Annotated in this window: 20 protein-coding genes; 13 read left to right on the forward strand and 7 right to left on the reverse strand. The window is 59.1% G+C overall.

What is annotated here, in order from left to right; translation table 11 throughout:
• Positions 1-88: 88 nt before the first annotated feature.
• Positions 89-1,054 carry an iminosuccinate reductase BhcD gene (gene bhcD / locus NOR97_RS19275; RefSeq protein WP_257601094.1) on the forward strand — a complete coding sequence of 322 codons (966 nt, stop codon included), beginning with the start codon at positions 89-91 and terminating at the stop codon, positions 1,052-1,054.
• Positions 1,055-1,219: 165 nt separating this feature from the next.
• On the opposite strand, the gene NOR97_RS19280 is transcribed toward bhcD, so the two are convergent.
• Genes NOR97_RS19280 through puuE form a run of 3 tightly spaced genes read right to left on the reverse strand, consistent with a single transcriptional unit; the run spans position 1,220 to position 4,592 of the window.
• The gene (locus tag NOR97_RS19280; RefSeq protein WP_257601095.1) at positions 1,220-2,644 is read right to left on the reverse strand and encodes a uracil-xanthine permease family protein; all 1,425 of its coding nucleotides are present in this window, start codon (positions 2,642-2,644) and stop codon (positions 1,220-1,222) included.
• Between the two features lie 53 nt (positions 2,645-2,697).
• Complete coding sequence (locus NOR97_RS19285; RefSeq protein WP_257601096.1) at positions 2,698-3,183, reverse strand: ureidoglycolate lyase; 486 nt, start codon at positions 3,181-3,183, stop codon at positions 2,698-2,700.
• A complete protein-coding gene (gene puuE, locus NOR97_RS19290; RefSeq protein WP_257601097.1) occupies positions 3,180-4,592 on the reverse strand; it encodes an allantoinase PuuE in 1,413 nt (470 codons plus the stop codon). The genes NOR97_RS19285 and puuE overlap by 4 nt, the downstream gene beginning before the upstream one ends.
• Before the next feature lie 146 nt (positions 4,593-4,738).
• Between puuE and uraH the strand changes: the two genes are divergently transcribed.
• Positions 4,739-5,092 (forward strand): hydroxyisourate hydrolase, encoded by a 354-nt coding sequence (gene uraH / locus NOR97_RS19295; RefSeq protein WP_170345216.1) that lies wholly within the window; start codon positions 4,739-4,741, stop codon positions 5,090-5,092.
• Between the two features lie 5 nt (positions 5,093-5,097).
• Here uraH and NOR97_RS19300 read toward each other — a convergent pair whose 3' ends face one another.
• Entirely contained in the window at positions 5,098-6,018 is a 921-nt protein-coding gene (locus NOR97_RS19300; RefSeq protein WP_170345215.1) for a LysR family transcriptional regulator, read from the reverse strand.
• Positions 6,019-6,119: 101 nt separating this feature from the next.
• Between NOR97_RS19300 and NOR97_RS19305 the strand changes: the two genes are divergently transcribed.
• Positions 6,120-7,352: a urate hydroxylase PuuD gene (locus tag NOR97_RS19305; RefSeq protein ID WP_257601099.1), complete on the forward strand. Its 1,233-nt coding sequence runs from the start codon at positions 6,120-6,122 to the stop codon at positions 7,350-7,352.
• A 54-nt stretch (positions 7,353-7,406) separates the two neighbouring features.
• Here NOR97_RS19305 and NOR97_RS19310 read toward each other — a convergent pair whose 3' ends face one another.
• On the reverse strand, positions 7,407-8,309 hold the full coding sequence (locus NOR97_RS19310; protein ID WP_257601100.1) for a LysR family transcriptional regulator: 903 nt from the start codon (positions 8,307-8,309) through the stop codon (positions 7,407-7,409).
• Between the two features lie 153 nt (positions 8,310-8,462).
• Between NOR97_RS19310 and xdhA the strand changes: the two genes are divergently transcribed.
• The 8 genes from xdhA to NOR97_RS19350 all read left to right on the forward strand — a co-directional run bounded on the left by xdhA (position 8,463) and on the right by NOR97_RS19350 (position 20,860).
• Entirely contained in the window at positions 8,463-9,926 is a 1,464-nt protein-coding gene (gene xdhA, locus NOR97_RS19315; RefSeq protein WP_257601102.1) for a xanthine dehydrogenase small subunit, read from the forward strand.
• Positions 9,927-9,941: 15 nt separating this feature from the next.
• Positions 9,942-12,260, forward strand: coding sequence for a xanthine dehydrogenase molybdopterin binding subunit (gene xdhB, locus NOR97_RS19320; RefSeq protein ID WP_257601103.1), 2,319 nt, complete (start codon positions 9,942-9,944; stop codon positions 12,258-12,260).
• A gap of 3 nt (positions 12,261-12,263) precedes the next feature.
• Positions 12,264-13,142 carry a xanthine dehydrogenase accessory protein XdhC gene (gene xdhC, locus NOR97_RS19325; protein WP_257601104.1) on the forward strand — a complete coding sequence of 293 codons (879 nt, stop codon included), beginning with the start codon at positions 12,264-12,266 and terminating at the stop codon, positions 13,140-13,142.
• Between the two features lie 43 nt (positions 13,143-13,185).
• Positions 13,186-14,787 (forward strand): xanthine/uracil/vitamin C permease, encoded by a 1,602-nt coding sequence (locus NOR97_RS19330; protein ID WP_257601105.1) that lies wholly within the window; start codon positions 13,186-13,188, stop codon positions 14,785-14,787.
• Between the two features lie 526 nt (positions 14,788-15,313).
• The gene (locus NOR97_RS19335) at positions 15,314-17,410 is read left to right on the forward strand and encodes a hydantoinase/oxoprolinase family protein (protein WP_257601106.1); all 2,097 of its coding nucleotides are present in this window, start codon (positions 15,314-15,316) and stop codon (positions 17,408-17,410) included.
• Positions 17,410-19,062, forward strand: a complete 1,653-nt coding sequence (locus NOR97_RS19340; RefSeq protein ID WP_257601108.1) for a hydantoinase B/oxoprolinase family protein — start codon at positions 17,410-17,412, stop codon at positions 19,060-19,062. The genes NOR97_RS19335 and NOR97_RS19340 overlap by 1 nt, the downstream gene beginning before the upstream one ends.
• Positions 19,059-20,126 (forward strand): histidinol-phosphate transaminase, encoded by a 1,068-nt coding sequence (locus NOR97_RS19345; RefSeq protein WP_257601109.1) that lies wholly within the window; start codon positions 19,059-19,061, stop codon positions 20,124-20,126. The genes NOR97_RS19340 and NOR97_RS19345 overlap by 4 nt, the downstream gene beginning before the upstream one ends.
• Entirely contained in the window at positions 20,123-20,860 is a 738-nt protein-coding gene (locus NOR97_RS19350) for an Asp/Glu racemase (protein ID WP_257601110.1), read from the forward strand. The genes NOR97_RS19345 and NOR97_RS19350 overlap by 4 nt, the downstream gene beginning before the upstream one ends.
• Positions 20,861-21,051: 191 nt before the next feature.
• On the opposite strand, the gene NOR97_RS19355 is transcribed toward NOR97_RS19350, so the two are convergent.
• Positions 21,052-22,407: an MmgE/PrpD family protein gene (locus tag NOR97_RS19355; protein ID WP_257601111.1), complete on the reverse strand. Its 1,356-nt coding sequence runs from the start codon at positions 22,405-22,407 to the stop codon at positions 21,052-21,054.
• A gap of 229 nt (positions 22,408-22,636) precedes the next feature.
• On the opposite strand from NOR97_RS19355, the gene NOR97_RS19360 reads away from it, so the two are divergent.
• Both NOR97_RS19360 and NOR97_RS19365 read left to right on the forward strand, forming a co-directional pair.
• Complete coding sequence (locus NOR97_RS19360; RefSeq protein WP_171331511.1) at positions 22,637-23,524, forward strand: LysR substrate-binding domain-containing protein; 888 nt, start codon at positions 22,637-22,639, stop codon at positions 23,522-23,524.
• Positions 23,525-23,907: 383 nt separating this feature from the next.
• Positions 23,908-25,212 carry a UDP-glucose/GDP-mannose dehydrogenase family protein gene (locus tag NOR97_RS19365; RefSeq protein WP_170345202.1) on the forward strand — a complete coding sequence of 435 codons (1,305 nt, stop codon included), beginning with the start codon at positions 23,908-23,910 and terminating at the stop codon, positions 25,210-25,212.
• 72 nt (positions 25,213-25,284) lie between these two features.
• Here the strand turns inward: NOR97_RS19365 and NOR97_RS19370 are convergent, their stop codons facing one another.
• Positions 25,285-26,286 (reverse strand): sterol desaturase family protein, encoded by a 1,002-nt coding sequence (locus NOR97_RS19370; RefSeq protein WP_257601112.1) that lies wholly within the window; start codon positions 26,284-26,286, stop codon positions 25,285-25,287.
• Between the last annotated feature and the right edge of the window lie 88 nt (positions 26,287-26,374).

The raw sequence follows: 26,374 nt of genomic DNA on the forward strand, positions 1-26,374 counted from the left end.
GCTCGGAAGCAGCCAGACAGCCGCCCGCGTGTATGCTCTCCTTCCGGCGGTGGCACGCGGGCGCACGAATTTTTGATTGGAGAATGAAATGCTGATCGTACCCGAGCGTGAGATCGCTGACCTTATGACCCGACAAGCGGCTTTTGACGCGGTCGAACAGGTCTTTGCTGCAATGGCGTCCGGCGACGCCTACAACTTCCCTGTCGTGCGTGAAGCCATCGGGCATGAAGATGCACTTTATGGGTTCAAGGGCGGATTTGACCGCACCGGCCTGACGCTTGGACTGAAGGCGGGCGGCTATTGGCCAAACAATCTGGAAAAACGCGGGCTGATCAACCACCAGTCCACCGTTTTTCTTTTCGACCCCGACACGGGCAGGCCATCTGCGATGGTCGGTGGCAACCTTCTGACGGCCCTTCGAACGGCGGCAGCATCTTCGGTATCGATCAAGCATCTCGCACGTAGCGACGCCAGGGTCATAGGCATGATAGGCGCTGGCCACCAGGCAGCCTTTCAGCTTCGCGCGGCATTGGAGCAACGCGGTTTTGAAAAGGTCATAGGCTGGAACTATCACCCGGAAATGCTGCCGAATATCGAAAAAGTCGCCAATGAAGCCGGCGTTCCGTTCCAGGCGGTCGAGCTTGACGAAATGACTGAGGCGGATGTGATTATTTCGATCACGTCGGCCTTTGCGCCCTCGCTGATGGCGAACCATGTCAGCCCCGGAACTCATATCGCCTGCATGGGCACGGACACAAAAGGTAAACAGGAAGTTGAAGCGTCCCTTCTGGCCAAGGCGAGCGTGTTCACGGACGAAGTCGCGCAATCCGTCAGCATCGGCGAAGCGCAGCACGCGGTGGCCGAAGGCCTGATCCAAGAAGGCGATGTGGCGCAGCTTGGCGCGGTCATCAACGGCACCGATCCGGGTCGGATATCGGACAACCAGATCACGCTGTTCGATGGCACGGGGGTGGGCCTGCAAGATCTTGCGGTCGCCGCGTCCGTGGTTGACCTCGCCGTTCGGAACGGGGTCGCGATCGAGGTCGATTTCTGAAAACAGACGGCAACACCCCTGGGCGTTGTCGTCGGTGGTTCTTTTGGGCGGAGAGCTTTTGACAGCAGATCTCCATTTGAATGGTGACCGAACAATGAAAAGCGGCGCGCCAAGGCACGCCGCTTTCGTTTTTCCCAGGACGATCAGTCTATCTGGTCAAACGCATCAGACGTGGTCGTCTTGCTCGATGGAGCCAAGGCCATGACCGGCCATGCCGCCCGAGACCTCTTCCGTCGCTTCGTCTGAAAGCTCTTCGGGAAGCACCAGATTCAATACGATGGCGATGACGGCGGCAGGCAGGATTCCCGATGTCGCCAGAACCTTCAACGTGCCGGGCAAGTATTGCAACGCGTTGGGTTCCAGCTGCAAACCCAGCCCAAGACTCAGGGCGATTGCAAAAATCACCATGTTGCGCCGGTTCCAGTTCACGTCCGACAGCATCGAGACCCCTGCCGCAACAACCATGCCGAACATCACGATCACGCCGCCGCCAAGAACCTCGATCGGAATGGACGAGATTATCGCCCCGATCTTGGGAATAAGCCCGCAAACGATCAGGAAAACCGCGCCGATGGTCACGACCATGCGGCTCATGACTCCGGTCATAGCAATCAACCCGACATTCTGGCTGAATGACGTGTTCGGCAACGCTCCAAACAGGCCAGAGATCGCAGTACCAAGACCATCGGCAAAGGTCGCGCCCTGTATTTCCCTGTCGGTGGCTTCTCGCCCAGCGCCGCCTTTGGTGATACCGGATACGTCCCCAACGGTTTCAACAGCGGAAACAAAGGACATTGCACAGAAACCGATGATGGCCGCGACCGAGAATTCAAGGCCAAAATGCAGGGGGTTCGGCAGCGCGAAGGAGGCCGCGTTGCCGACATTGCCTAAGTTCACCTGGCCAAGCAGAAAGGCCACGGCGTATCCGACCAGCAGACCGATCAGAACAGCCGACACGGACAGCATGCCCCGTGCAAAAAATTTCAGGCCAAGCGTGACCACGATAACGGTTCCCGCCATGAACCAGTTCAGACCCGAGCCATATTCCTCGGTACCTATGGCGGGCACACCGCCGGCGGCATATTGAATGCCGACTTTTACTAGTGCCAGGCCGATCATGGTTACCACAAGGCCCGTAACCAGCGGCGGAAGAGCAAAGCGAATGCGCCCTATGAACAACCCGAGGAATGCGTGGAACAAGCCACCGACAACAACACCGCCCATCAGGACGGCAATGGCGTCAACGCCCTTTCCAACCACCAGCGGAATCATGATCGGGATGAAGGCAAACGATGTTCCCTGCACGATGGGCAACCGGGCACCAACAGGCCCCACACCAATAGACTGAAACAACGTGGCGACGCCCGCAAAGAACATCGACATCTGGATCATATAGATCATCTGCGGGAAATCGGGGCTGTTCGAGCCAAAGCCGAAACCAGCCGCGCCGCAAACGATAATGGCTGGCGTGACGTTGGACACGAACATCGCCAGCACATGCTGAATTCCCAGCGGCACCGCCTTCAGCAGCGGCGGAGTGTAATTCGGATCGCGGAGTTGCTCCGGCGTTCCGATGGATGCATCTGACATTTTGTTTTTCCTCCCTTGAGGTTCGCAGCCGGCTCCTCTTCCGGCAACGCGCCTCATTCTGTGATTTCAAAAGCCTCCTCGAACCAATGCTCTTCGAGGTTGGGCCCGGCTCCAATTCGGTCGACCACCGCAAAAAGCCCGGGCGCATGAAGCGGGGTCAGAACGCCATGCCAGGTGTTGCGATGGTAATTCACACCCTGTCCGGGCGCTGTTTTGAAGGCGATGGGCTGTCCCGGCGTGCCGTTCTCATCCGGGGCCACAACCACGACAAATGGTTTGTCCGACAAAGGCAAAAAGGCCTGGCTGCCATCAGGATGGCGTTCAACCATTTCCAATTTGATCGGCAGACTGAAGGCTTCGGACTGAAACACGCTGATACCCGCGCGCCCATCGTGGAAATCCAACACGGCCCGGTCGTGATAGCGCGCGCATTTACCCTGATTGATAAGCTTGTCCACCTGGCCCGTCGCCTCGATGACATCGCCGAAAGGTGCAAATGCCTCTGACGTCAAGGGGCGGAGCTTCAAGGCAGCCGTCATTGTGCGAACTTCTCGATCAGGCGCAATTCGGCAATACGCTCAACCTGACGGCAGGCTTCGGCAAACTCGCTGTCGCGGTCATTGTCGATGCGACGGCGAAAGGCTTCCAGAATGCTGGCCTTGGTGTTGTCTTTGACGGCAATGATGAAAGGAAAGCCGAACTTGGTCGTGTAGGCTTCGTTCAACGCCGTGAACGTTGCGCGTTCTTCATCGGTCAGCATGTCCAGACCCGCACCGGCCTGTTCCGCAGTGCTTTCCTTGGTCAGGCGGCCGGCGGCGGCCAGCTTGCCCGCCAGGTCCGGGTGGGCTGTCAGAACGCCGAGGCGCTGCTTGGGCGAGGCGGAACGGAATACACGCGCCAGCGCGTTGTGGACGCCAGCGGCATTGTCATGCGTCGGGCCCAGTTCCAGTTCATACGCACCTTCGGCAATCCACGGGCTGTGCTCGAACACGCCACCGAATTCCGACACAAAGGTTGGTCGATCCATTTCGGACGGGGTCAGACCTTGCACCGGCGGGTGTTCCCTGGCCCAGTGATCGGCAATCTGCTCGCGCGTTGCGAACCAGACACCGTCGTGTTTCCTAAAGTAATCAAGGGCGCGTTTCAGTGCCATCGCACGACCCGGGCGACCGATCAGACGGCAGTGCAGCCCGATCGAGAGCATCTTGGGCGCGCCCGCCTCACCCTCGGCATAGAGCATGTCAAAGCTGTCTTTCAGATAGCTTTCGAATTGTTCCCCATTGGTGAACCCAGCCTGGATTGCAAAGCGCATATCGTTGCAATCAAGTGTATAGGGCATGATCAGCTGATCCTTGCCCCCTGCCTTGGTCCAGTATGGCAGATCGTCGGCATAACTGTCGGCGATATAGGCAAAGTCGCCTTCCTTGGCGGCCAGTTCGACCGTATTCATCGAACAGCGGCCCGTATACCAACCCCGTGGCGGCTGACCCGTAACCTCTGTGTGCAGGCGGATTGCTTCGCGGATCTGGGCGCGCTCTACTTCTGCGCCCATGTCCTTGTGTTCAATCCACTTCAAACCGTGGCTGGCGATCTCCCATCCGGCATGCTTCATCGCCGCAACCTGTGCAGGTGCACGGGCCAAGGCGGTTGCAACGCCATAGACTGTAACAGGCAGATCCTGCAAAAGATGATGCACGCGCCAGAACCCCGCGCGGCTGCCGTATTCATAGATCGATTCCATGTTCCAGTGCCGTTGCCCCGGCCAAGGGGCGGCTCCGGTGATCTCGGACAGAAACGCTTCGGATGCGGCATCGCCGTGCAGAACATTGTTTTCACCGCCCTCTTCGTAATTCAGCACGATCTGAATTGCGATTTTGGCGTCGTTCGGCCAGTTTGCTTTGGGAACTTGCCCACCGTAACCGGTCATGTCTCGTGGATAAGGCTTCACATCGGTTTCCTTCTTCTTGAATTGATCAATACCCCAGATAATCAAAGATGTTTTTCAAAAAATACTGAAAGCAGCTTCCCACAGACTGCCTTTGCCCCTGGATGCGAAAACAGACTAGTAACTGTATAACTTGAGGAGTAGCGCAAATGACCGGTTACCTTACAACACATGTTCTGGATACGGCGCGGGGGTGTCCCGCCGAAGGATTGAAGATCGAACTGTTCCGCATTGAAGGTGCAAACCGCCAGTTGCTGAAAACTCTGGTCACCAATGACGACGGCCGGACCAACGAACAAATTCTGCCCGAAGCAGAGTTTTCAACAGGGGACTACGAACTGATCTTCCACGCCGGAGATTACCTTGATGCCTCCGGCACACCACCTGAAAACCCACGCTTTCTGAACGTCATCCCGATCCGCTTTGGAATGTCCGAGCATTCGCATTACCACGTGCCTCTGCTGCTTTCGCCCTTCGGGTACTCGACCTATCGCGGCAGCTGAGCGACCTACCGGGCCGTATTCGCCGCCGCAATCGACGACCCGATGCGTTCGATTATGAATTCCATGAAAAGCCGCGTTTTGGGGTCCTGCATGCGGCGGTGCGTAAACAGACATGCCATCTGAATCGGTTCTGGCGGCGTCTTTTCTGCCACCGGAACCAGAGTTCCGGCCTTGAGATGCTGAGCGATCTCAAAAATAGGTTTCAACGCGATGCCATGTCCGCCAAGGGCCCAGTCTGTCAGCACGTCGCCATCGTCTGACTCGTAGCGCCCGGAAACCCGGAACCGTTTGGGCCCCGTATCGGTCCTCAAAAGCCATTGAAACTCGGTCGCGCCCGGGAACCGCAAATTGAGACACTCGTGCTCATCAGCGATCAACGCGTCGCCGCTTTCGGGCATCCCACGTTTTTTGATGTATGTCGGAGACGCACAAAGCACTCTTTCGACATCGGCGATCTTGCGAATACGCAAGTTGCTGTCCTCTGGCTGACCAAGAAAAAAGGCCAGGTCCAGACCTTCGGTTGTCAGATCAACCTTTCGGTCCGTCAGCCTCAGCCTGACGTTCACCTCGGGGTACTCGGCAAGAAACTTCGGGACCTGCGGCGCTATCAACCGACGCCCAACCCCCAAGGGTGCAGCGACATAGAGTGACCCTTTCAGGTTCTCGGTAAGATTGACGATCTGAGCTTCGGCACTTTCGACTGCTTCAAGGATCTCTGCCGCACCACGATAGAAAGACTTTCCCTGCTCGGTGGGCGTCAGGCTGCGTGTCGTGCGTTGGAACAAGCGCACGCCAAGATGCTCTTCCAATTGCGATATGCGCGCCGACGTAACAGCTGGCGAAACCCTCAGATCACGGCCCGCAGCAGACATGCTGCCCAGTTCGTAGACCCGGACAAAGGTTCTGATGTTATCAAGGTAGGACATTTTTTTGCATTTTTTGATACTGCTTGGTCTTTACCAGCAATACCAGAACAAAACACACTCGCATAGAGTAACCGGAAGCAAAGAATCTTAGGAGCAAAGCCATGTACGACTTGGCCGTAATGTGGGAGTGGATCGCCTTTTCCGTCCGCTGGCTGCATGTGATCACCGCGATGGCGTGGATTGGGGCGTCATTCTACTTTATCGCGCTGGATCTCATGTTAAAGCCAAACCCTGCCTTGCCGGACGGGGCCTACGGCGAAGAATGGGAAGTACACGGAGGCGGTTTCTACCACACCGTCAAGTATCTGGTTGCACCCTCGCGCATGCCCGAGCACCTGACCTGGCACAAATGGCAAAGTTATACGACCTGGCTGTCGGGCGCGGCGTTGCTCATGATCATATACTGGGTCGGGGGCGAATTGTTCCTGCTTGATCCGACCAAAGTGGACCTGGCGCTGTGGCAGGGGATTCTGATTTCCGGCGGATCGCTGACCATTGGTTGGTTGCTCTACGACCAGATGTGCAAATCGAAGCTGAGCGATCACCCGACCGTTCTGATGCTGCTGTTGTTCGTGATCCTCGTGATCATGTCCTGGGGTTACAACCAGATCTTCACCGGTCGTGCCGCGCTTTTGCATCTTGGCGCCTTCACTGCGACGATCATGACGGCCAACGTGTTCTTTCAGATCATGCCGAACCAACGGATCGTGGTCGAAGACCTCAAGGCCGGTCGGACGCCCGATGCCAAATACGGCAAGATCGCCAAGGTACGATCCACGCATAACAACTATCTGACTTTGCCGGTCGTGTTCCTGATGTTGTCGAACCATTATCCGCTTGCTTTCGGCACCCAGTATTCCTGGATCATCGCCAGCCTGATCTTTCTGACCGGTGTCTCCATCCGCCACTACTTCAACACGATGCATGCAACTGGGAAAGGCCCGCACTGGACATGGGGCGTGACGGTTCTGCTAATGGTCGTGATCGCCTGGTTGTCTTCGGTGAGAAACACCGAGACATGGGAGGACGCCGAAGCGCGCGACCTGACGCCATACGAGCAGAAATATGCCTCAGCCGCGGGCTTCGAAGACGCCTATGACACGGTCCTGGGCAATTGCTCGATGTGCCACGCCCGCGAGCCGGTGTACGGCACCATGAAATGGGCCCCGAAAAAGGTTTATCTTGAGACACCCGGCGATGTCGCCCGCAACGCCGACCAGATCTATCTGCAAGCCGGCATCAGCCACGCTATGCCACCACCATCAGCAGTGCAAATGGATGAAGAGGCACGCCAAATCATCATCGCATGGGTGCGTGAAGTCAGAGACCAATAGACGCCTGCGCGCAAAACGAAGATAGTTAACCGGGTCGTGATGCCCGGTTTTTCTTTATGCGAAAAAGCGTTTGCTGTGCTGCGCGACGTGTTCGACAAACAGGCGCACCTTGGGGTCTTGCAGCTTTTTGTGCGGATAAAGACACCCGAAAATCGTTGGCAACGGAGGCGTCTCGGGTAGGACCTCGACCAGTCGTCCATCCTCGAGAAACTCCCGCACGTCAAAGCGCGGCTTGTTGACGATCCCACGACCGGCCAAGGCCCAGTCCGTCAGCACATCACCATCATCCGCGTCGTATTTGCCGCCAACTTCAAGCTTTCGCGGCCCCATGTCAGTGCGGAGCGTCCAGTAGTATTCCGGAGACCTTGGATAGCGCAGCAACAGGCAGTTATGGGGCATGTGCAACAAATCATCCGGTGTTTTGGGCGTCCCAAACCGCGACAGGTAATCAGGTGAGGCGCACAGAACACGATCACAATCCGCGAACTTCCGCAGTTTCATTGTTGAATCGCCGGGTTCACCAATGAAAAAGGCGATATCCAGACCGTCGGCCAGAATGTCCACCTTGCGATCGGACAGACGCATGCGAATCTCTGTTTCCGGGTAGCGATCAGAAAACTCCGGCACCAGCGGCGCAACGATTCTGCGCCCGACACCCAAAGGCGCGGTGATGCGGATCGCCCCCCGAGGCGCGTCGGAAAAGCTGGCGACACGCGCTTCGGCGTGATCAAGCGCCAGCAGGACCGCCTTGGCTTCATCATAGAAGACCGTCCCCACTTCGGTTGGCGTCATCGAACGGGTCGTCCTGTTGAACAGCCGTACACCCAGATGGTTTTCAAGCTCTTTCAACCGTTTGCTGGCCACCGCCGGGGTCAGCCGAAGATCACGCCCGCCAGAGGTGATGCTGCCCAGCTCCATCACTCGGACAAAAACACGCAGACTTTCGATGTAAGACATGGATCCTCCCGGTAGCGAAAGAATGCGGTATGGTCTCAACTTTTTCAACGATCTGTTGAAAGTATTTGCCGTTTGCGGCGATTTTCCGACTCAATCTTTATACCTATGGTTCCACTGACCACCCTCCGGAAGGCAGGGCAGAGGGAGAATTCCATGACGCATCGCACCCACATCCAATTTGTCCTCAATGGCAAGGATGTCTCCGTCCCAGACGTGTCGGCAAGCCAGACACTTCTTGATTTCCTGCGCCTGGAACGTCGACTGACAGGAACGAAGGAAGGCTGCGCCGAAGGCGACTGCGGCGCGTGCACCGTGCTTGTCGGACGGCTTGGGCGCACGGGCCTGCGCTATGCTCCGGTCAATGCCTGCATCCGGTTTCTTGCCTCTGTCGACGGCTGTCATGTCGTGACGGTTGAACATTTGTCCGGACCTCAAGGCCGGCTGCACCCGGTGCAACAAGCCATGGTCGATCACCATGGCAGCCAGTGCGGGTTCTGCACACCGGGCTTCGTCATGGCCCTCTATGCGCTTTGGATGCAAACTCCGGAACCGACCGAGGTTCAGGTTGAAACCGCATTGCAGGGGAATCTGTGCCGCTGCACAGGGTATGAGCCAATCATCCGAGCGGCCATTGCCGTCAGCCGCTACGGCACCCCGGCATCTGATCATCTGAACAACGAACGCGAAACCATGACCGCGCGCCTGGCGGCCCTGAAGGACGGGCGGCGCGTGGTGTCCGGACCCGACAACAACCTGAGCATTCTCCCGTCCAGCGTCGATGATCTTGCCGAATGCCTGCAAGCTTATCCAAACGCAACGATCGTGGCGGGGGCCACCGATGTTGGCCTTTGGGTCACCAAGTTCCTGCGCGACATTGGCCCCGCCATCTTCACCGGTCATCTCGAAGACCTGAAAACAGTCGAAAGACAGGGGTCTCTCCTCCTGATCGGTGCCGGCGCCAGCTACACCGATTGCCAGGACCTTCTGTCTGAACACCTGCCACACCTGTCCTCCTACTGGGATCGCATCGCAGGGTGGCAGGTGCGGAATATGGGAACCGTCGGCGGTAATATCGCCAATGGCTCTCCCATCGGGGACACGCCACCGGTTCTTATTGCGCTCGGCGCGGAAATCACTCTGCGGCGCGGTTCCGAAAGCCGAACGCTGCCTCTGGCTGACTTCTTCATCGATTATGGCAAGCAGGACCGCCGGCCAGACGAATTCGTCGAAAGCATCCGCGTGCCCCTGCCCGGACCCAATGATCTGGACGCGGCCTACAAGATTTCCAAGCGCCGTGACGAGGATATCTCCTCCGTGGCCGCCGGGCTGCACATGAGCGTCACAGACGGGATCATCAGCAATGTGCGCATCGCGTTCGGCGGCATGGCCGCCACGCCAAAGCGCGCATCGACGGCCGAGGCGGCGCTGAACGGTCAGCCATGGGCACGCGAAAGTTTCGAAGCCGCTGCTGAAGCGCTGGCCGAAGACTTCTCGCCTCTCACAGATTGGCGCGCATCGTCGGACTATCGGATGCTGACCGCCCAAAACCTGCTGCGCCGGTTCTTCCTTGAAAACGACCGCGAAACCGACACCCCCGTTCAACTGGCTTGTGCCTGATCAGGAGACGACAACATGAAAGACAACGTTTCCATCATTGGATCGGCCCATACCAACGTAAACCACGACAGCGCGGTCAAGCACGTCACCGGGCAGGCCGACTACACCGACGACATTGCGTTACCGGAAGGCGCGCTGCACGCGTATCTCGGCGTGTCAGACGTCGCACACGCCAAGCTTCTGGGTATCGATTTCAGCGAAGTTCTGGCAATGCCCGGGGTGGTCGGCGTGCTGACCGCTGATGACGTGCCTGGCGCCAATGATATCAGCCCGACCCACCTGAACGATGAACCTGTTTTCCCGACCGACGCCATTCAATTCCACGGCCAGCCGTTGTTTGGCGTGATCGCCGAGACCCGCGACATCGCGCGCCGCGCTGCGGAACGGGCAAAGATCGACTACGAAACCCTGCCCCATGCGCTGGATCCGATTGCCGCGCAGAAAGCAGGATACCCGCATGTCACAGCGCCCCTCAAGCTGGAGCGCGGAGATGTCGCCCCAGCGCAGGCGGCCGCGCCCAACCGGATCAAAGGCCGCATGAGCGTTGGCGGTCAGGATCACATGTACCTTGAAGGTCACATCGCCTTTGCGATTCCGGGCGAAGACGACGATGTGGTGGTGCATTGCTCGACCCAGCACCCGTCCGAGGCGCAGCACATGGTGGCGCATGTCCTTGGGGTGCCGTCCAATGCCGTCGTGGTCAACGTCCGTCGCATGGGTGGGGGGTTTGGCGGCAAGGAAAGCCAGATGAACCTGTTCTGCGCAGTCGCGGCCATGGCTGCCAAAAAGTGGAACCGCGCCGTCAAAATCCGCCCCGACCGGGATCAGGACATGACGGCAACCGGCAAACGCCATGACTTCGTGATCGACTATGATGTCGCATTTGACGACGAGGGCCGCATTCAGGCGGTGGAAGGCAGCTTTGCCGCGCGCTGTGGCTTTTCGGCAGACCTGTCGGGCCCTGTCACCGACCGGGCGCTATTTCACGCCGACAACGCCTATTTCTATCCGAATGTGCGCCTGAACAGCCACCCGATGAAAACCAACACCGTGTCGAATACCGCGTTTCGCGGGTTCGGCGGCCCGCAGGGCGTGATCGCGGCAGAGCGGATGATCGAAGAGATCGCCTATGCCACGGGGCAGGACCCGTTGGATGTGCGCAAGGCGAATTTCTACGGCACCACGGACCGCAACGTGACCCCGTACCACCAGGAAGTCGAAGACAGCATTCTCGACCGGCTGGTCGGAGAGCTGGAAGAGACCTCGGAATACCGCCAGCGCCGACAGGACATCATCGCGTTCAACAAGACATCACCGATCCTGAAAAAAGGCATTGCGCTGACGCCGGTCAAGTTCGGCATTTCCTTCACCGCGACCTGGTACAATCAGGCCGGCGCGCTGGTGCATGTCTACAATGACGGGTCGATCCACCTGAACCACGGTGGCACTGAAATGGGCCAGGGCCTGAATACCAAGGTTGCTCAGGTCGTGGCCGAGGCCTTCCAGGTCGATTTCAACCGGATCAAGATTACCAAGACGACGACTGAAAAGGTTCCCAACACCTCGGCCACTGCGGCGTCCAGCGGGACCGACCTGAATGGCATGGCGGCGTTGAACGCGGTCGAACAGATCAAGGAACGTCTGGTGAAGTTCGCATCCGAGACCTGGAACGTCTCGCCAGAGGAAGTGTCCTTCCACGCCAATCAGGTGCATATCGGCCAAGACGTTCTGGCCTTCGATGCATTCATCAAACAGGCCTATCTGGCGCGCGTTCAACTGTCGGCGGCCGGGTTCTACAAGACGCCAAAAATCCACTGGGACCGGGCCAAGGGGCAAGGCCGCCCGTTCTATTACTTCGCCTATGGCGCGTCCTGTTCAGAAGTCACGATTGACACACTGACCGGTGAATACCGCGTGGATCGCACGGATGTTCTGCATGACGTCGGGCGTTCGTTGAACCCAATGTTGGACAAAGGTCAGGTCGAAGGCGCCTTTATTCAGGGCATGGGATGGCTGACCACTGAAGAGCTTTGGTGGGACGATACCGGCCGCCTGCGTACCCATGCCCCATCAACATACAAAATCCCACTCGCGTCAGACCGCCCGCGCATCTTCAATGTGAACCTAGCCGATTGGTCGGAAAACCGGGAACTGACCATCAAACGCTCCAAGGCTGTTGGCGAGCCGCCGTTCATGCTGGGAATTTCGGTGTTCGAGGCCCTGTCAATGGCCGTGGCCTCGGTCGCGGATTACCGGGAATGCCCGCGCCTCGACGCACCGGCCACGCCCGAACGTGTCCTGATGGCGGTCGCGCGGCTGCAAGCGGGGCCCTGAGCCATGGTTGCCCCGGGTTCCCTTAACGAATTTCTGTCCGCGCAGCATTGCGTTATCCGCGTTGCGTTGACGCGTGTCCGCGGGTCTTCGCCGCGCAATGAGGGAACAGAGATGTTCGTGGCACCCGGATCGTTGTGGGGAACCATTGGCGGTGGACAGTTGGAATTCCTCGCCATCAACGCCGCGCGGGACATGCTGCGTGATGGAGCGTTGCATCAGGACATGGATGTGCCTCTGGGCCCGGAAATCGGGCAATGCTGCGGCGGCAGGGTCGAACTGAACCTGACCCGCATGCGTGCGTCAGACAAATGGGCAGCAAAAGAGCGCGCCGCCCAGCGCGAAGACGTTTTGCCCCATGTCTATGTCATGGGCGCGGGCCACGTAGGGCGTGCCTTGGCCAATCTGTTTCAGCATCTGCCGGTGCGCTGCATCCTCGTCGACACCCGGCCGGAAGAGATCGCGCTTTGCGCCGCAAATGTCGAAACAAGGGTCAGCGCGATTCCCGAAGCCGAAATCTGGAGCGCACCCAAAGGCAGCGCCTTTATCGTTCTGACCCATGATCACGGGTTGGATTTCCTGCTGACATCCGCAGCGCTGGAACGTCAGGACGCGGCTTACGTAGGGATGATCGGATCCGCTACCAAGCGGGTTAAACTCAGAAACTGGGCGCACAAATACTGTGACGGACAGTCTATCGAACACTTGAAATGCCCCATTGGGGCCAGCGGTAGCCGCGACAAGCGGCCCAGCGTCATCGCCGCCTTCGTGGCGGCCGAAGTGATGGCTGAATTGACCTCTGAAACTGCCGCGACCGCCCTGACTGGGGCAAACCAGGCGCCCCTGCGGGCCCACCATCACGACCGGAAAGGGAGATCGGCCTGACACCCGTCGGGCCAGCCCGGTCACATCAGAGGAGGAGACCGTCATGGACGGGAGGACCTATGAATACAAGCTGTTTACCCGCAGCGATTTCAGCGCTTTCTGGGCGCTGTTCACGGACAACCTTGTAAACTTGCTGATCCTGTCCGGGGTTTGCCAGTTCGTGTTCCAAATGCCAGCGGAAATCGTCTTTGGCCGCATCGTACCCGGTGCCGCCATTGCGATTTTGGCCGGTGTCGCTGTCTACACATATCTCGCCAAATGGGCGGCGAACGCTCAGGGCAAAGACGTTACAGCGTTGCCCTACGGCATCTCGACCCCGGTTATGTTCGTCTACCTGTTCGGTGTGATCGGTCCCATCTATTGGGCGACCAACGACCCGATGCTGGCTTGGCAAGTCGGAATCGGAGCCGGATTCATGGGCGGCATTGTTGCGGCGTTGGGCGCAATCGTAGGGCCACACCTCAAGAAGATCACGCCCCGCGCAGGAATGCTGGGCACGCTTTGCGGGATAGCTCTGGTTTTCATCGGCTCCGTCCCTCTGGCCGAAGTGTTCGAGAACCCCGTCATCGGCTTTACGTCGCTGCTGTTTATCCTTTGGGGCCTGATCGGGCGCTTCCGTCTTCCCGGCAACGTTCCGGCCGGTCTGGTTGCAATTGCCGCTGGTACGGTGATTGCCATCATCCTTGGTGAGTCAAGGATTGATGTCAGCGGCATCGGGTTCTATCCGCCAATCCCTTACATCGGGGACCTTATTGCCGGCGTGCAGTACCTTTTTGCCAACCCTGAGCTGTTCCTGGTGCTGATCCCCGTGCAGATCTACAACTTCATCGAAACCATGAACAACGTGGAATCGGCCGAGGCCGCGGGGGATCACTACCCGGTTGGGCTGTGCCAGGTCACGGACGGCGCGGGCACGATGCTGGGCGCACTTTTTGGTTCGCCATTCCCGACAACCGTGTACATCGGCCATCCGGCCTATAAACGGCTTGATGCGCATGCGGGGTATATTGTCGGTGTGGCCGTTGTAATTGCTGCCGCCGCCTTCCTTGGGTTCCTGTCATTCCTTGCTGGCCTGATCCCGATCGCCGCAGCCGCACCGGTACTGGTCTTTGTCTCGGTCAGCCTGATCACCAACACGGCATGGGCTGTGAAGCCGATGCACATGGCTGCGGTATCCTTCGCGATCCTGCCCCATATCTCGGCCTTCCTGATGGTCAAATGGGGATCGTTGATGAACGCGCTGCGCAGCAGCGGTGTCGAAGGGCTGCCATCCTTGGGAGATCCCAATCTGACCTCGGCCCTTCTCATGGAAGGGGCCCATTACGAGGGGCACCTTGCCCTGAGCCAGGGGGCGATCATCACCGGACTGGTCTGGGGCGCCATCGTGGCCGATGTGATTGACGGACGCTTCCGGATGGCCGGCGCGTTTGCCGTCGCAGGTGGGCTGATGTCTTCGATCGGCATCATCCATTCCTACACGCTACAGATGCCTCAGTTCGACGGGATAACCATCGGCTATCTGATCATCGGCGCGTTCCTCTATGTCTACCCGATGTTCGCCCCGAAAGAGGATCTCGAACATCGTATCATCGTACCGGACGAACCCGATCTCATCGATGACGATTCACCCGCCCAACAGGCCTGATCGACAGCGGGGCAGTCGCATGGCTGCCCCTAAAACCTTCCCTTCCCGTTCAGTCGTGGTCGTTCATGAGGCTGAGATTGCTCTGCGACCGCTTGCTGATCTTTCTCTCGCCTATCTCCCGGTGACGGCATTTGGTTCGCAAGGGTCTTGCAGCGGATCACCCTTGCGAACCACAGGGCTGCGCCGCCTGGGCATCCTCCATCACGAATACGGTCGCAGCATCGGCTGGGGTTACACAAACAGATGACCGCAAGTGAATTGCGCGGGGTCAAGACCCTCACCCGCAAGCCCCGCAATCGGCCGTCAACCGATCAGGCGTGACGTATTTTGTCGTTTGCAGGCATTTTTGTCGCTTTCCGGCTTGTTGCGGCATGCTGGTATGAACAAGAATACCTGCTTATGAAGAGTTGTTTTCCAAATCCTATGGACCGCCGTGCCACCGGCTGTGACCTTGTGATCCCAGCCTGATCTCAGGGCCCCTGGCCCATGTGCTTTACGCTGTGACTACGGATATTCGGACAACCTCATGACAACTCAAGCGCTGCGCCTGGCCATCGATATTGGCGGCACGTTCACGGATACGGTTCTTGTCTCTGGGGAAGAGACGATTCTTGCCTCGACCAAAACCCTGACCACGCATCACAACCCCGCCGACGGCGCCATGCAAGGCGCAGCGCGCGTAATGCAGCAGACAGGTCACCATCTGAGCGAAGTCACCGGTTTCATTCACGGCACCACGCTGGCCACCAACGCGCTGATCGAAAAACGCGGTGCGGTCGTGGCAACCGTGACCACCGAAGGGTTCAGGGACATTCTGGAAATCGCCTACGAGCGGCGCTACTCGCAATACGACATCAATCTGGAAAAACCTGATCTGCTGGTGCCGCGTGAGCGCGCGCTGACGGTCCGTGAACGCGTTTCGGTTGATGGCAAGGTATTGATTCCGCTGGAAGACGCAGCCGTCGACGCGCTGCTGAAGGACATCGACGCCAGCGGAGCGGAAGCCGTCGCCATCTGCCTGATGCACGCATATGCAAACCCCAAGCACGAGCGCAGGCTGCGCGATACGCTGGCGGACAGGCGCCCCGATCTGACCGTCTCGATTTCGTCGGACGTCAGCCCCGAAGCGCGCGAATTCGACCGGCTGTGCACGACAGTCGCCAACGCCTATATCCAGCCTCTGATGGCAACGTATCTGGCCCGGTTTGTCGAACAATTCGAGGCCCGGGGCGTCACCTGTCCGATCCTGATGATGACCGCGGGTGGTGGAATGTGCACCATGCGAACCGCCGCGCGGTTTCCGATCCGGCTGGTGGAATCCGGCCCTGCCGGCGGTGCCATTCTGGCCGCCCGCGTCGCCGCCCGCGCCGGTCTGGACCAGGTACTGTCCTTTGACGTCGGCGGCACCACCGCCAAACTGTGCCTGATCGACAACGCCCGTCCGCAGACCTCACGCCAGTTCGAGATTGACCGCGCCGCCCGGTTTATCAAAGGATCCGGCATGCCGGTGCGTATACCGGTCATCGAAATGATCGAGATCGGCGCCGGAGGCGGTTCGATTGCCGGGGTTGACCGGTTGGGACGGCTGACCGTGGGGCCAAAATCAGCGGGATCCGAGCCCGGCCCCGTCGCCTTCATGCGCGGCGGAACCCGGCCTACGGTGACCGACAGTGATATCACGCTGGGCTATATCGTACCGGACACGTTTGCCGAGGGGCATATTCAGCTTGATCCCGAAGGCTCGAAACAGGCGCTGAGCCGGTTGATCGGGTCGAAGCTGGATCTGGATGCCGTAGGCGCCGCCGATGGCGTCAGCCGCATCGTCGACGAAAGCATGGCCAGCGCGGGTCGGATGCATGCGGTGGAATCCGGCAAGGACTTGGGCCCACGAACAATGATTGCGTTTGGGGGCAACGGGCCATTGCACGCCAGCCGGGTGGCGCGGTCCGCCGGGGTCAGCCGCATCGTGATCCCGCCCGATCCCGGTGTCGGATCGGCTGTCGGTTTCCTGTTCGCTCCGGTGTCTTTCGAGATCGTCCGCTCGCGCTATTCGTTGCTGGGCAGCATGGAGCTGAACGGGATCAACACGCTGTTCGAAGCCATGATTTCCGAGGCAAGAGAGGTCGTCTTGCAAGGGGCCGGCGATGTCCCGACCCAGACGCTGCGCACTGCCTTCATGCGCTACCACGGACAGGGACACGAGATCGAGATCTCCCTTCCTGACCGCCCCCTGACCGCCGAAGATATCGTGCCGCTGACCGCTGCATTCGAACAGGAATACCGCAAGCAATTCTCGCGCCCGGTGCCGGGAATGCAGATCGAGATTCTCAACTGGGCGGTGCGTGTCGCGACCTGTGACAGCGTCGTGCCGGCGGTTCTTGAAACGCCCCGGTTGAAGACAATCTCGGTGTCGGAAACCCGTCCGATCACCTGTGACGTGGACGGAGTATCGAAGCCAGCGACCTTCGTTGCCCGAGCGGATCTGAAGCCCGGCGACCACCTTCACGGCCCCGCATTGATCACCGAGCCGCAGACAACCACACTCGTGTCCGCCGACTTCTCGGCACATGTGGATGCCCTTGGAAACCTCGTCCTCGTTCAGGACCAGAAAGGAGGCGCATGATGTCGTCCGATCTTTCGCCCGCCCGAATGCAGGTAATGTGGAATCGTCTGCTGGCCGTGGTCGAAGAACAGGGCCAAACCCTGATCCGCGCCGCCTTCAGCCCGATTGTCCGCGAATGTGGTGACATCTCTGCCGGGATTTTTGATGCCGATGGCCGGATGCTGGCGCAGGCCGTGACCGGCACGCCGGGGCACATCAACACCATGGCCGAGGCGGTGCAGCACCTGCGCCGGGCTTTCCCGGTTCAGACCATGAAGCCGGGCGACATCTACATGACGAATGACCCATGGCTGGCCTCGGGGCACCTGAACGATTTTCTGCTGATGATGCCCGCATTCAAGGATGGCAAGGTGGTGGGCTTCACCTCCTGCACCTCGCATCTCGTTGATCTGGGTGGGTTGGGCATGGGTCCCGAAGGATCCGACATTTATGACGAGGGCCTGCTGATCCCGCCCTGCAAGCTGGTTGAAGAGGGCACTCCCAACGCTTTGCTGCTGGACATCATCCGCGCCAACAGCCGTGAACCCATCGCCAATGATGGCGACATCTATGCGCTGATCGCCTGCTGCGAAGCCGGGGTTGCAAGACTGCTGTCGATGATGGAGGAATTTGGCCTCGACGATCTGGACACGCTCGGCGCCTACATCATCGACACGTCGCGCCGCGGTACACTGGAGGCCATCGCCGACGTGCCCGAAGGTGTCTACAAGAATGTTCTGAAGATGGACGGCTATGAGAATGAGCTGGAATTGCACGCCACCCTGACCGTCAGGAAGGATGGCATGCATGTGGATTTCTCGGGCACCTCGGGCTGTTCACGCAAGGGCATCAACGTGCCGCTGAACTATGCCACCGCCTACACGGTGTTTGCTTTGCGCTGCATTGTCGGCGCGGACATTCCCAACAATGCCGGATCACTGGAGCCATTTACCGTTGACGGGCCCAAAGGCTGCATCCTGAATGCGCAGCGCCCGGTGCCAGTTGCGATGCGGCACACGCTGGGTCAGGTCACGCCCGATCTGGTTCTGGGCTGCCTGCATCAGGCCCTGCCGGATGCGGTCCCGGCCGAAGGCGCAAGCTGCATGTTCGACCTGCCCATGCGCCATGCCCCCGAAGTGGCTCGTGATGGCGGTCGCGAATTCGCTGTGGAACCCGTGCACAATGGCGGAACCGGTGCGCGGCCTCATGCCGACGGCCTGTCGGCCACGGCCTACCCGTCCGGCGTGTTCGGCAGTCAGGTCGAAATCACCGAAAGCGTCGCACCAGTGACGATCTGGCGCCGCGAACTGCGCCCCGATTCCGGCGGCGCGGGCAAGTATCGCGGCGGTCTGGGGCAAAGGATCGAGATGACCTCGTCCAACGGTGCACCCTTTATCGTCTTCCTGTCGGTCGAACGGCTGAAATACCCTGCGCTTGGCCGTATGGGCGGCAAACCCGGCGCGCCCGGTCGCATCCGGTTCAGGGACGGTGCAAGCGATATTCCGGGCAAGGGCGAATTGCGGGTTGAACCAGGTGATTACCTGATCTTCGATACGCCGGGTGGTGGCGGCTTTGGCGACCCCACCGAACGCGACCCGGATGCGCTGGCGCTGGACATCAAACGCGGGTTGGTAAGTGCGCAAGGCGCCAGGATTTACAGAGGTGACGCATGATCCGACCGGTTCCTTACGTTCACGCCATGGGCGCTTATGCGCTGGCTGATCCGAGCGGCGCAGGCACGATTTCACTGGCGCAGAACGAAAGCGCCTTTCCCGCAAGCCCCGCCGCCGTTGCGGTTGGGCAGGCGGCACTGGCGGATCTGGCCCTTTATCCCGATCCGGAATGGTCCGAAATGCGCTCGGCCATTGCCGAGGTGCACAAGCTTGACCCGGCGCGCATATTATGTGGCGCAGGCTCTATGGAACTGATTGGCTGTTTGATCCGCGCCTTTGCCGGGCCGGGCGATCAGGTGCTGGGCACACAATATGGCTATGCCTTTGTTGCCTCGGCTACAGCACAGGCGCAGGCCGAATATGTGATGGCGCCCGAGGTCGATTTGACCGTATCGGTCGACGCGCTTCTGGCCGCTGTCACACCTGCCACCCGCATCGTGTTCGTCTGCAATCCAGGCAACCCCACCGGCACGCTGATCCCGAACGACGAAATTGTCCGCCTCCGATCAGATCTGCCCAGCCATACTCTGCTGGTGGTGGACCAAGCCTATGCGGAATTTGCCGATGCCACGAACGATCCCGCGCAGATCTTTGCGCTGGTGGATCGGGGCGACACGGTGATCACGCGTACATTTTCTAAAGCCTACGGGCTGGCTGGGGCGCGGGCCGGCTGGGGCTGTTTCCCAAGCGAAATCTCGGGCGAGGTCCGCAAGCTTTTGAATCCCAACAATATCTCGATTGCCTCGCAGGCAGCGGCGGCGGCGGCGATGCGCGATCAGGCCCATATGCGCAACGTGGTCGCACGGACAGCCGAAATTCGGGACCGGTTTGCGCAGGAATGCCGCGAACTGGGCCTGAGGGTGCCGGAAAGCCACACCAATTTCGTGCTGATCCGCTTTGCCTCGACCGCGCAGGCACAACGCGCCGATACGGCCCTTCGGGCGGAAGGCCTGCTGATGCGCGGCATGAACGGCTATGGTTTGTCGGACTGTTTGCGCGCCACGATCTGTGCGCCCGAGGTGATGGACAAGGCCCGCGACGTCTTGAAAGGAACACTGAAATGACCGAGACCCGCACAGCCGCAAAGATCGGTGTTCTGGTGCCCTTCACCAACACCAATCTGGAACCGGATATGGAGATGCTGCGACCGCCAAACACCACCATCCATTTCCAGCGCATCGGCGGCTATGACGTGGATGAAATTCCCGGCTCGGATCAAATGGCAGGTTTGGGCGCTTCGGATATCTCCCACGATCTGCGGATGATCTCGGGGGTGCGGCCCGATGTGGTGCTGTACGGCTGCACCTCGGCCACCCTGACCCATGGGCCGTCTTTCGACGCTGAGCTGGCGCAACAGATCAAATCGGAATCCGGTGCGCTGTCGCTGACCGCGGCCGGATCATTGATCGCCGCAATCAAAACGCTGGAGGCCACAAAGGTCGGCTTTTCCTCGCCCTATCTGGGCGAAATAAACGTACAGGCGATGGATTTCATGGCCCAGAACGGAATCGAGACCGTTCGATACGCCGATGTGGGCCGCAAGCTGGGCAATTACGGTCAGGGCGAGCTGACACCGGATGAAGTCTGTGATCTGGCCGGTCAGGCTGATCACCCGCAGGCGCAGGCCATAGTTCTCAGCTGTACCGACATGCGCGCGGTCGAGGCGATCGACCGGATAGAAGCAACGTTGGGCAAGCCGGTGGTCACCTCGAATCAGGCGATGATGTTCTGCCTTATGCGGGCGCTGAACCTGCCGCGTCACGACGCGCTGCCGGGGCGATTGTTCGACCTGCTCTGACCGGATCAGGGCGCAAGGCGACAGTGTAAGGGAGCAAACTCACCTCGAACGGATCTTGGATCACCCAGACTTGTTCGCAGCTCCAATTCAACCTGTGCAGCGGGCAGCAAGACCGGCGTCATCGCCGCCAACAGGATCAAGGGTGTCGACGCGCTGGTCGGAATGCGTTTCAACGGCATCTTCAGCAGGTTTTACGGCTGGTCGGCGGGGGCGTAGATCAACGCGCCAAGGTCTGAGAATTTCGAGCCTGGCGCGCCCAGCCCCAGAACCGCATCACGAATGGCGCCAGCACGGGATGCACCCAGTGATGGCGTCGCAAATTCCATGAATTTGTCGATCACTTCTGACTCATCCATTGGTGCCTCGGGTCCGCCGCGTGCGTGTACGTCGCCCGACTCAAGTATCCGCCCATCGGTCAGGGTGATGCTGACATCGGCAAACCGGCTTTTGGGGAACCGGTCGGAATGGCGTGCGGCCTCTGCAACCGAGATACGCTCGACGATCGAGGCGACCAGCGGGTCGGCCAGGCCCGCTCCGGTGATGTTCTCGACCCCGATCCGGCCATGCGCAACCATTGTTGCGACGGCAAATGGCAGCGAATACTGCGCCTTGGACGTATCATCCGGCATGCCCTGGAAAAGGCAGGCGCTTTCCCGAAACGTGTTTACCTGGATCGCCGCAATTTCCTGGTGCGTCAGGTCGTTTTCACGCATCAGCGCCCGGGTGGCATCAATTGCCGCATGAGCCCAGCGGCAAATCGGATAGGGTTTCACATATTGATGTTCCATCTGCCAGAAATGGCCCAGATCTTGCCAATGCGGAGCCACGTCTGCCGCTTCGATGGTGATGGCCGGCGCCCCGGTAAAGCCTTTCTCGGCCAAAACCGCTGAAGAAATGCCAACCAACGCGCCCCAGCCCGAACCATCATGCAGCATGGTGGGATTGGCGATCTCGCGCATCATCTGGCTGCGTGGACCGTGATATTCGGCGATCCCCATGGCCTGCCGCATCTGTTCGGCCGTCAAACCGCGCAAGCGCGCCGCCACGGCCACCACGCCAAGCGCGTTCCAAGCTCCGGATGTGTGATAATCGCTGACAGTGTCATGCAAAGAAATTCCCGCGCATCCCGCGACCTCGTATCCGATGATCACCGCCGCCAGCGCTTCGGGGCCTGAAAAATCTTGAACGGTTTCAGCCAGTGCCGCCAGTGCAGGAACAACGACAACCCCGATGTGGCCTTTGGTCGGATTGTATCCATCATGGCCGTCCAGATTGTCGGTCTGCGTGGCTGCTGCATAGGCCGCGCCCGCGACGCTGACGCGACGGCCGTCGAAAAGCATGCGCGCGCTCAGCCCCGGGTCACCCGTGCCAAACAGCGCTACCGCACTCTCGCGCGCAATCCGCCCGGCTTGCATCGGCCCCGATCCTATGGTGATCCCCAGCGTATCCAGCAGCATCAACGCCGCTGCCTTGCGCGCGGTGTCGGGAAAATCCTGCGCGGCACGCTTCAACGCAAAATCTGCAACGGTCTGAAAGGTATCTGTCACGGTGTCCAGTCGAGGTTTATCTTTCGGGTTCCGGTTACAGGAAAAAGCCTATGTGAGTTTGCGCAAAGCGGCACGAAAACAATCATGGGGCAATGGCCCCGGATTATTTGTGACTATGACCAGATCACATTTCGAGTCAGAACCATTCTTGTGAGTCGCTCATGGGCAAGACAGCAAGCCCTGGGCTTTTTAGTTCTTTGCGATGTGCCCTGCCTGAGAAACGTCCGTCATGATGAATCTTCCACACCTGACCTTTCTGCGTTCGTTTGAAGCGGCGGCTCGGCACCTGAGCTTCACCGCTGCGGCCGAAGAGTTGAACTGCACCCAATCTGCCGTCAGCAATCATGTCCGCTCGTTGGAAGAGTTTTTGCAGCGCCCCCTGTTCGTGCGCCATCCCCGGTCCCTGTCGCTGACAGATGTAGGAGAGGCCTATCTGCCGTCAGTGCGCCATGCCCTACAGGAAATCAACGCCGCCACCCAATCGGTCATCGTGCGGTCGCATACCCGCAAGGTGGTGGTATCCTGCCCGGTCAGTCTGGCCGAGAATTGGTTGCCGGATGTGATCCGTGGTTTCAACGCGGTGCATCCCGACATAGATCTGACGGTTCATGGCACTGTCTGGGCTGATGTCGAACCAAATGTTTCGGATATCTCGCTGACGATCAACCATGTCGACGATGTGTCGCCAGACGCCCAACGTTTGTGGGTCGAAAAGCTGGCCTTGGTCTGTGCGCCCGGTTTTCTGGTCGAAGGCGCGCCGCTGACCGACCCCAAGCAATTGCAGAATGCACCGCTGATCCATATCCTGGGCCGCCCCTCCTATTGGGAGCACGCGGCGCGGCATTTCGGGTTGTCCGACCTGAGCCAGAAGGGCGGGTTGCGGACGAATGTCTCGAATCTGGCAATGGAAATGGCAGCCAAGTCACTGGGATGCGTCGCCCTGCCCCGGTCGCTGGCCCGGTCCTATGTCGAGCGGGGGCTGCTGATCGAGCCGTTCCGTTTTGATCTGAACTGCCCCTGGACCTATTTCATGCGTCTCAAGGAAAAACCCGTTTCGCCACCGGTCCGGCTGTTTCAGAACTGGCTGTTGCAAGCCGCCGCTGAAATGGACGGCTGATCGACCGGTGATTTGCCGGGCCATGTCACGCGGCCCCTTTTTTCCCTTACGCCAGCATGTCGGTGGCGAGAACACGCGATCATCCCGCGCCTCCTCAGTACTAAAAAACGAAAGCGGCGGCAGGGGCTGTTCCAGCCATCAACGGCACACTCTGTTCAATCGAATTTCGACACCAACCGGTTCTTCGTGGTCCTCGGCTCCACTGAACAAAGCGGACATGATCGCGATTTCGAAGGGCTTAACACCGTCTGCGTTCTTATTGCCTCAAAATCCGCAAGAATCTATGGGATGCATCACGCAAATGCTGGCAGCCATTGAAACCGGCGTCAGTTTCTTTGATTGTGCCCACGCCGTCCGTGGTAATTGGTAAGAAGGATTTTTGGATGCGTATTGCAATGATCGGTACCGGTTATGTCGGCTTGGTGTCCGGTGTGTGCTTTTCGGACTTCGGTCATGACGTGATTTGCGTCGACAAGGCTGAGCAAAAGATCGACATGCTCAAGGCCGGAGACGTGCCGATCTATGAGCCGGGCCTGGATGTGCTGATGGCAAAAAACGTTGCTGCCGGTCGCCTGAGTTTTTCAACCGATCTGAAGACGGCAGTTGATGGTGCCGATGCGGTTTTCATCGCGGTCGGAACCCCGACCCGGCGAGGGGACGGCCACGCGGATTTGACCTATGTGATGGCGGCGGCAGAGGAAATCGCCCAGGCCATAACCGGATACACGGTCATCGTCACCAAATCGACCGTGCCGGTGGGAACAAACAGAAAAGTTCAGGAGGTCGTTGCCGCTGCCAACCCCACAGCCGAATTCGACGTCGCCTCGAACCCTGAATTTCTGCGCGAAGGCGCTGCGATCGATGACTTCATGCGCCCCGATCGCGTCGTGGTGGGTGTGGAAAACGATCGCGCCGCCGAAGTGATGGCCGAGATTTACCGACCGCTTTATCTGCGTGACTTCCCGATCCTGACCACCGATCTGGAAAGCGCCGAGATGATCAAATACGCCGCCAACGCGTTTCTGGCGACCAAGATCACCTTCATCAATGAAATCGCAGGCCTGTGTGAAAAGGTCGGCGCGGATGTCAAAGAAGTTTCACGCGGCATCGGTCTGGACGGGCGAATTGGCAACAAATTCCTGCACGCGGGGCCGGGCTACGGTGGCTCTTGTTTTCCCAAGGATACCGCCGCGCTGGCGCGGATCGGGCAGGATCATGCCTATCCGATGCAGATCACGGAAACCGTCATTCGGGTGAATGACGAGGTCAAGAAGCGGATGATCGAGAAAATCCGCGACGCCTGCGACGACCGCCTCAATGGCAAGACGGTGGCGGTTCTCGGTGTCACCTTCAAACCCAACACGGACGACATGCGCGACGCGCCATCACTGTCCATCATTCCCGCCTTGATCGGCGGAGGAGCCAAAGTGCGCGTCGTCGATCCGCAGGGCAAAGCGGAAGGCGATGCACTGTTGCCGGGAGTCGAATGGTGCGACGACCCCTATGCAGCGGTTCAAGGGGCTGACGTTGTGGTGTTGCTGACAGAGTGGAACGAGTTCCGCGCGTTGAACCTGACCGAGCTGGCCGGTTCCATGAACTCTGCCCGAATGGTAGATCTGCGCAATATCTATTCAAAGTCACAGGCGCTGAAATCCGGCTTTGAAACCTATGTCGGTGTTGGACGCTGAACGCACACCACCTGTTGGATCAAACGCACCCACCGGACCCGCTTGGGTCCGGCAGGGATCTGCCTTCCCGGGCTATTCGGTGGCCCAGATCTTGCGGCGGCGTTCCTTGACCATGTCATTGCCTTCATCGGTGCCGTCGTGGAATGTGTTGAACCATTCATCCCAAGGGGTTTCCCAAGTGCCGTAGTTGCAGTCGAAAAACCGATGGTGCAGCTGATGAAAGAAATCCCCGACCTGAAACTTGGCCTTGTTGCCGAACTTCACATGCTCGAACCCGGCATGAGAGGTCGGAGCGCCGATGCCGTGATGGAACAGCAGGAAAACGGCGTGGATCGGATGCGACGGCAGCAGAAAAAAGATCATCGTATCGAACATCAGGAAAAAGCTCTCGACCGGATGCATCGCAAGCCCCGACCAAGGGCCGGTGTTGATGTTGCGGTGATGCCAAGCGTGGACTTTTGTATAAAGCACACCCACGTGCAGCAGCCTGTGCAACCAGTAGAAATGGAACCCGGCCCAGATCGGCACAAGGACGGTCATGGCGATGAACCAGATCGGGTTGCCGTCTAACGTGATCATCGTGATCCAGCCATTGGCATAGGAATACAGGATCAGACATTCCCAGAACGTCCAGAAGGTCAATGCCGGGCCCAAGGTCCAGAACATGTTGTCCCAGACCTGATTTTTGAATGTGAACACCTTGGCGCCCTTCATCATCGGGCGCATGTCATAGCGGTATTCGTCCTGCTGCGTGCGGAACCTCCAAAGGGCCAGGTGCAAACCGCCTGCGACCACCATCAGGATACAGAAATTGCGGAACCAGATTTCCGCAACCCAATCCCAGCCGAAGGTCTCGATCCTGCTCAAAGAAGGCGTCAGATAGGTCCAGGTGATGACCGCAAAGACCAGCAGCAGCGCCCGCAATGCAAGCGGATTCCAGCTTTGCAGCAGGTATTTCAACGCGGCCAGAGGTTTCATCGGCCAATCCCAATAGGGCGCGGTCTGAATCGGCAGCTGAGGCGTGTAATTCCAGATCTTGCGCTTGGCTCGTGGCGGCAGGGCGGGGTCTGACATAGAAGGCTCATTTCATCTGTTCACTGATCACAAGCCTAAGGCCGGGGATCAAAAGCTCAGACCTAATTGTCTTGCCGGTGAGGCTAAG

Source organism: Ruegeria sp. YS9 (assembly GCF_024628725.1).
Classification (GTDB): Bacteria; Pseudomonadota; Alphaproteobacteria; order Rhodobacterales; family Rhodobacteraceae; genus Ruegeria; species Ruegeria atlantica_C.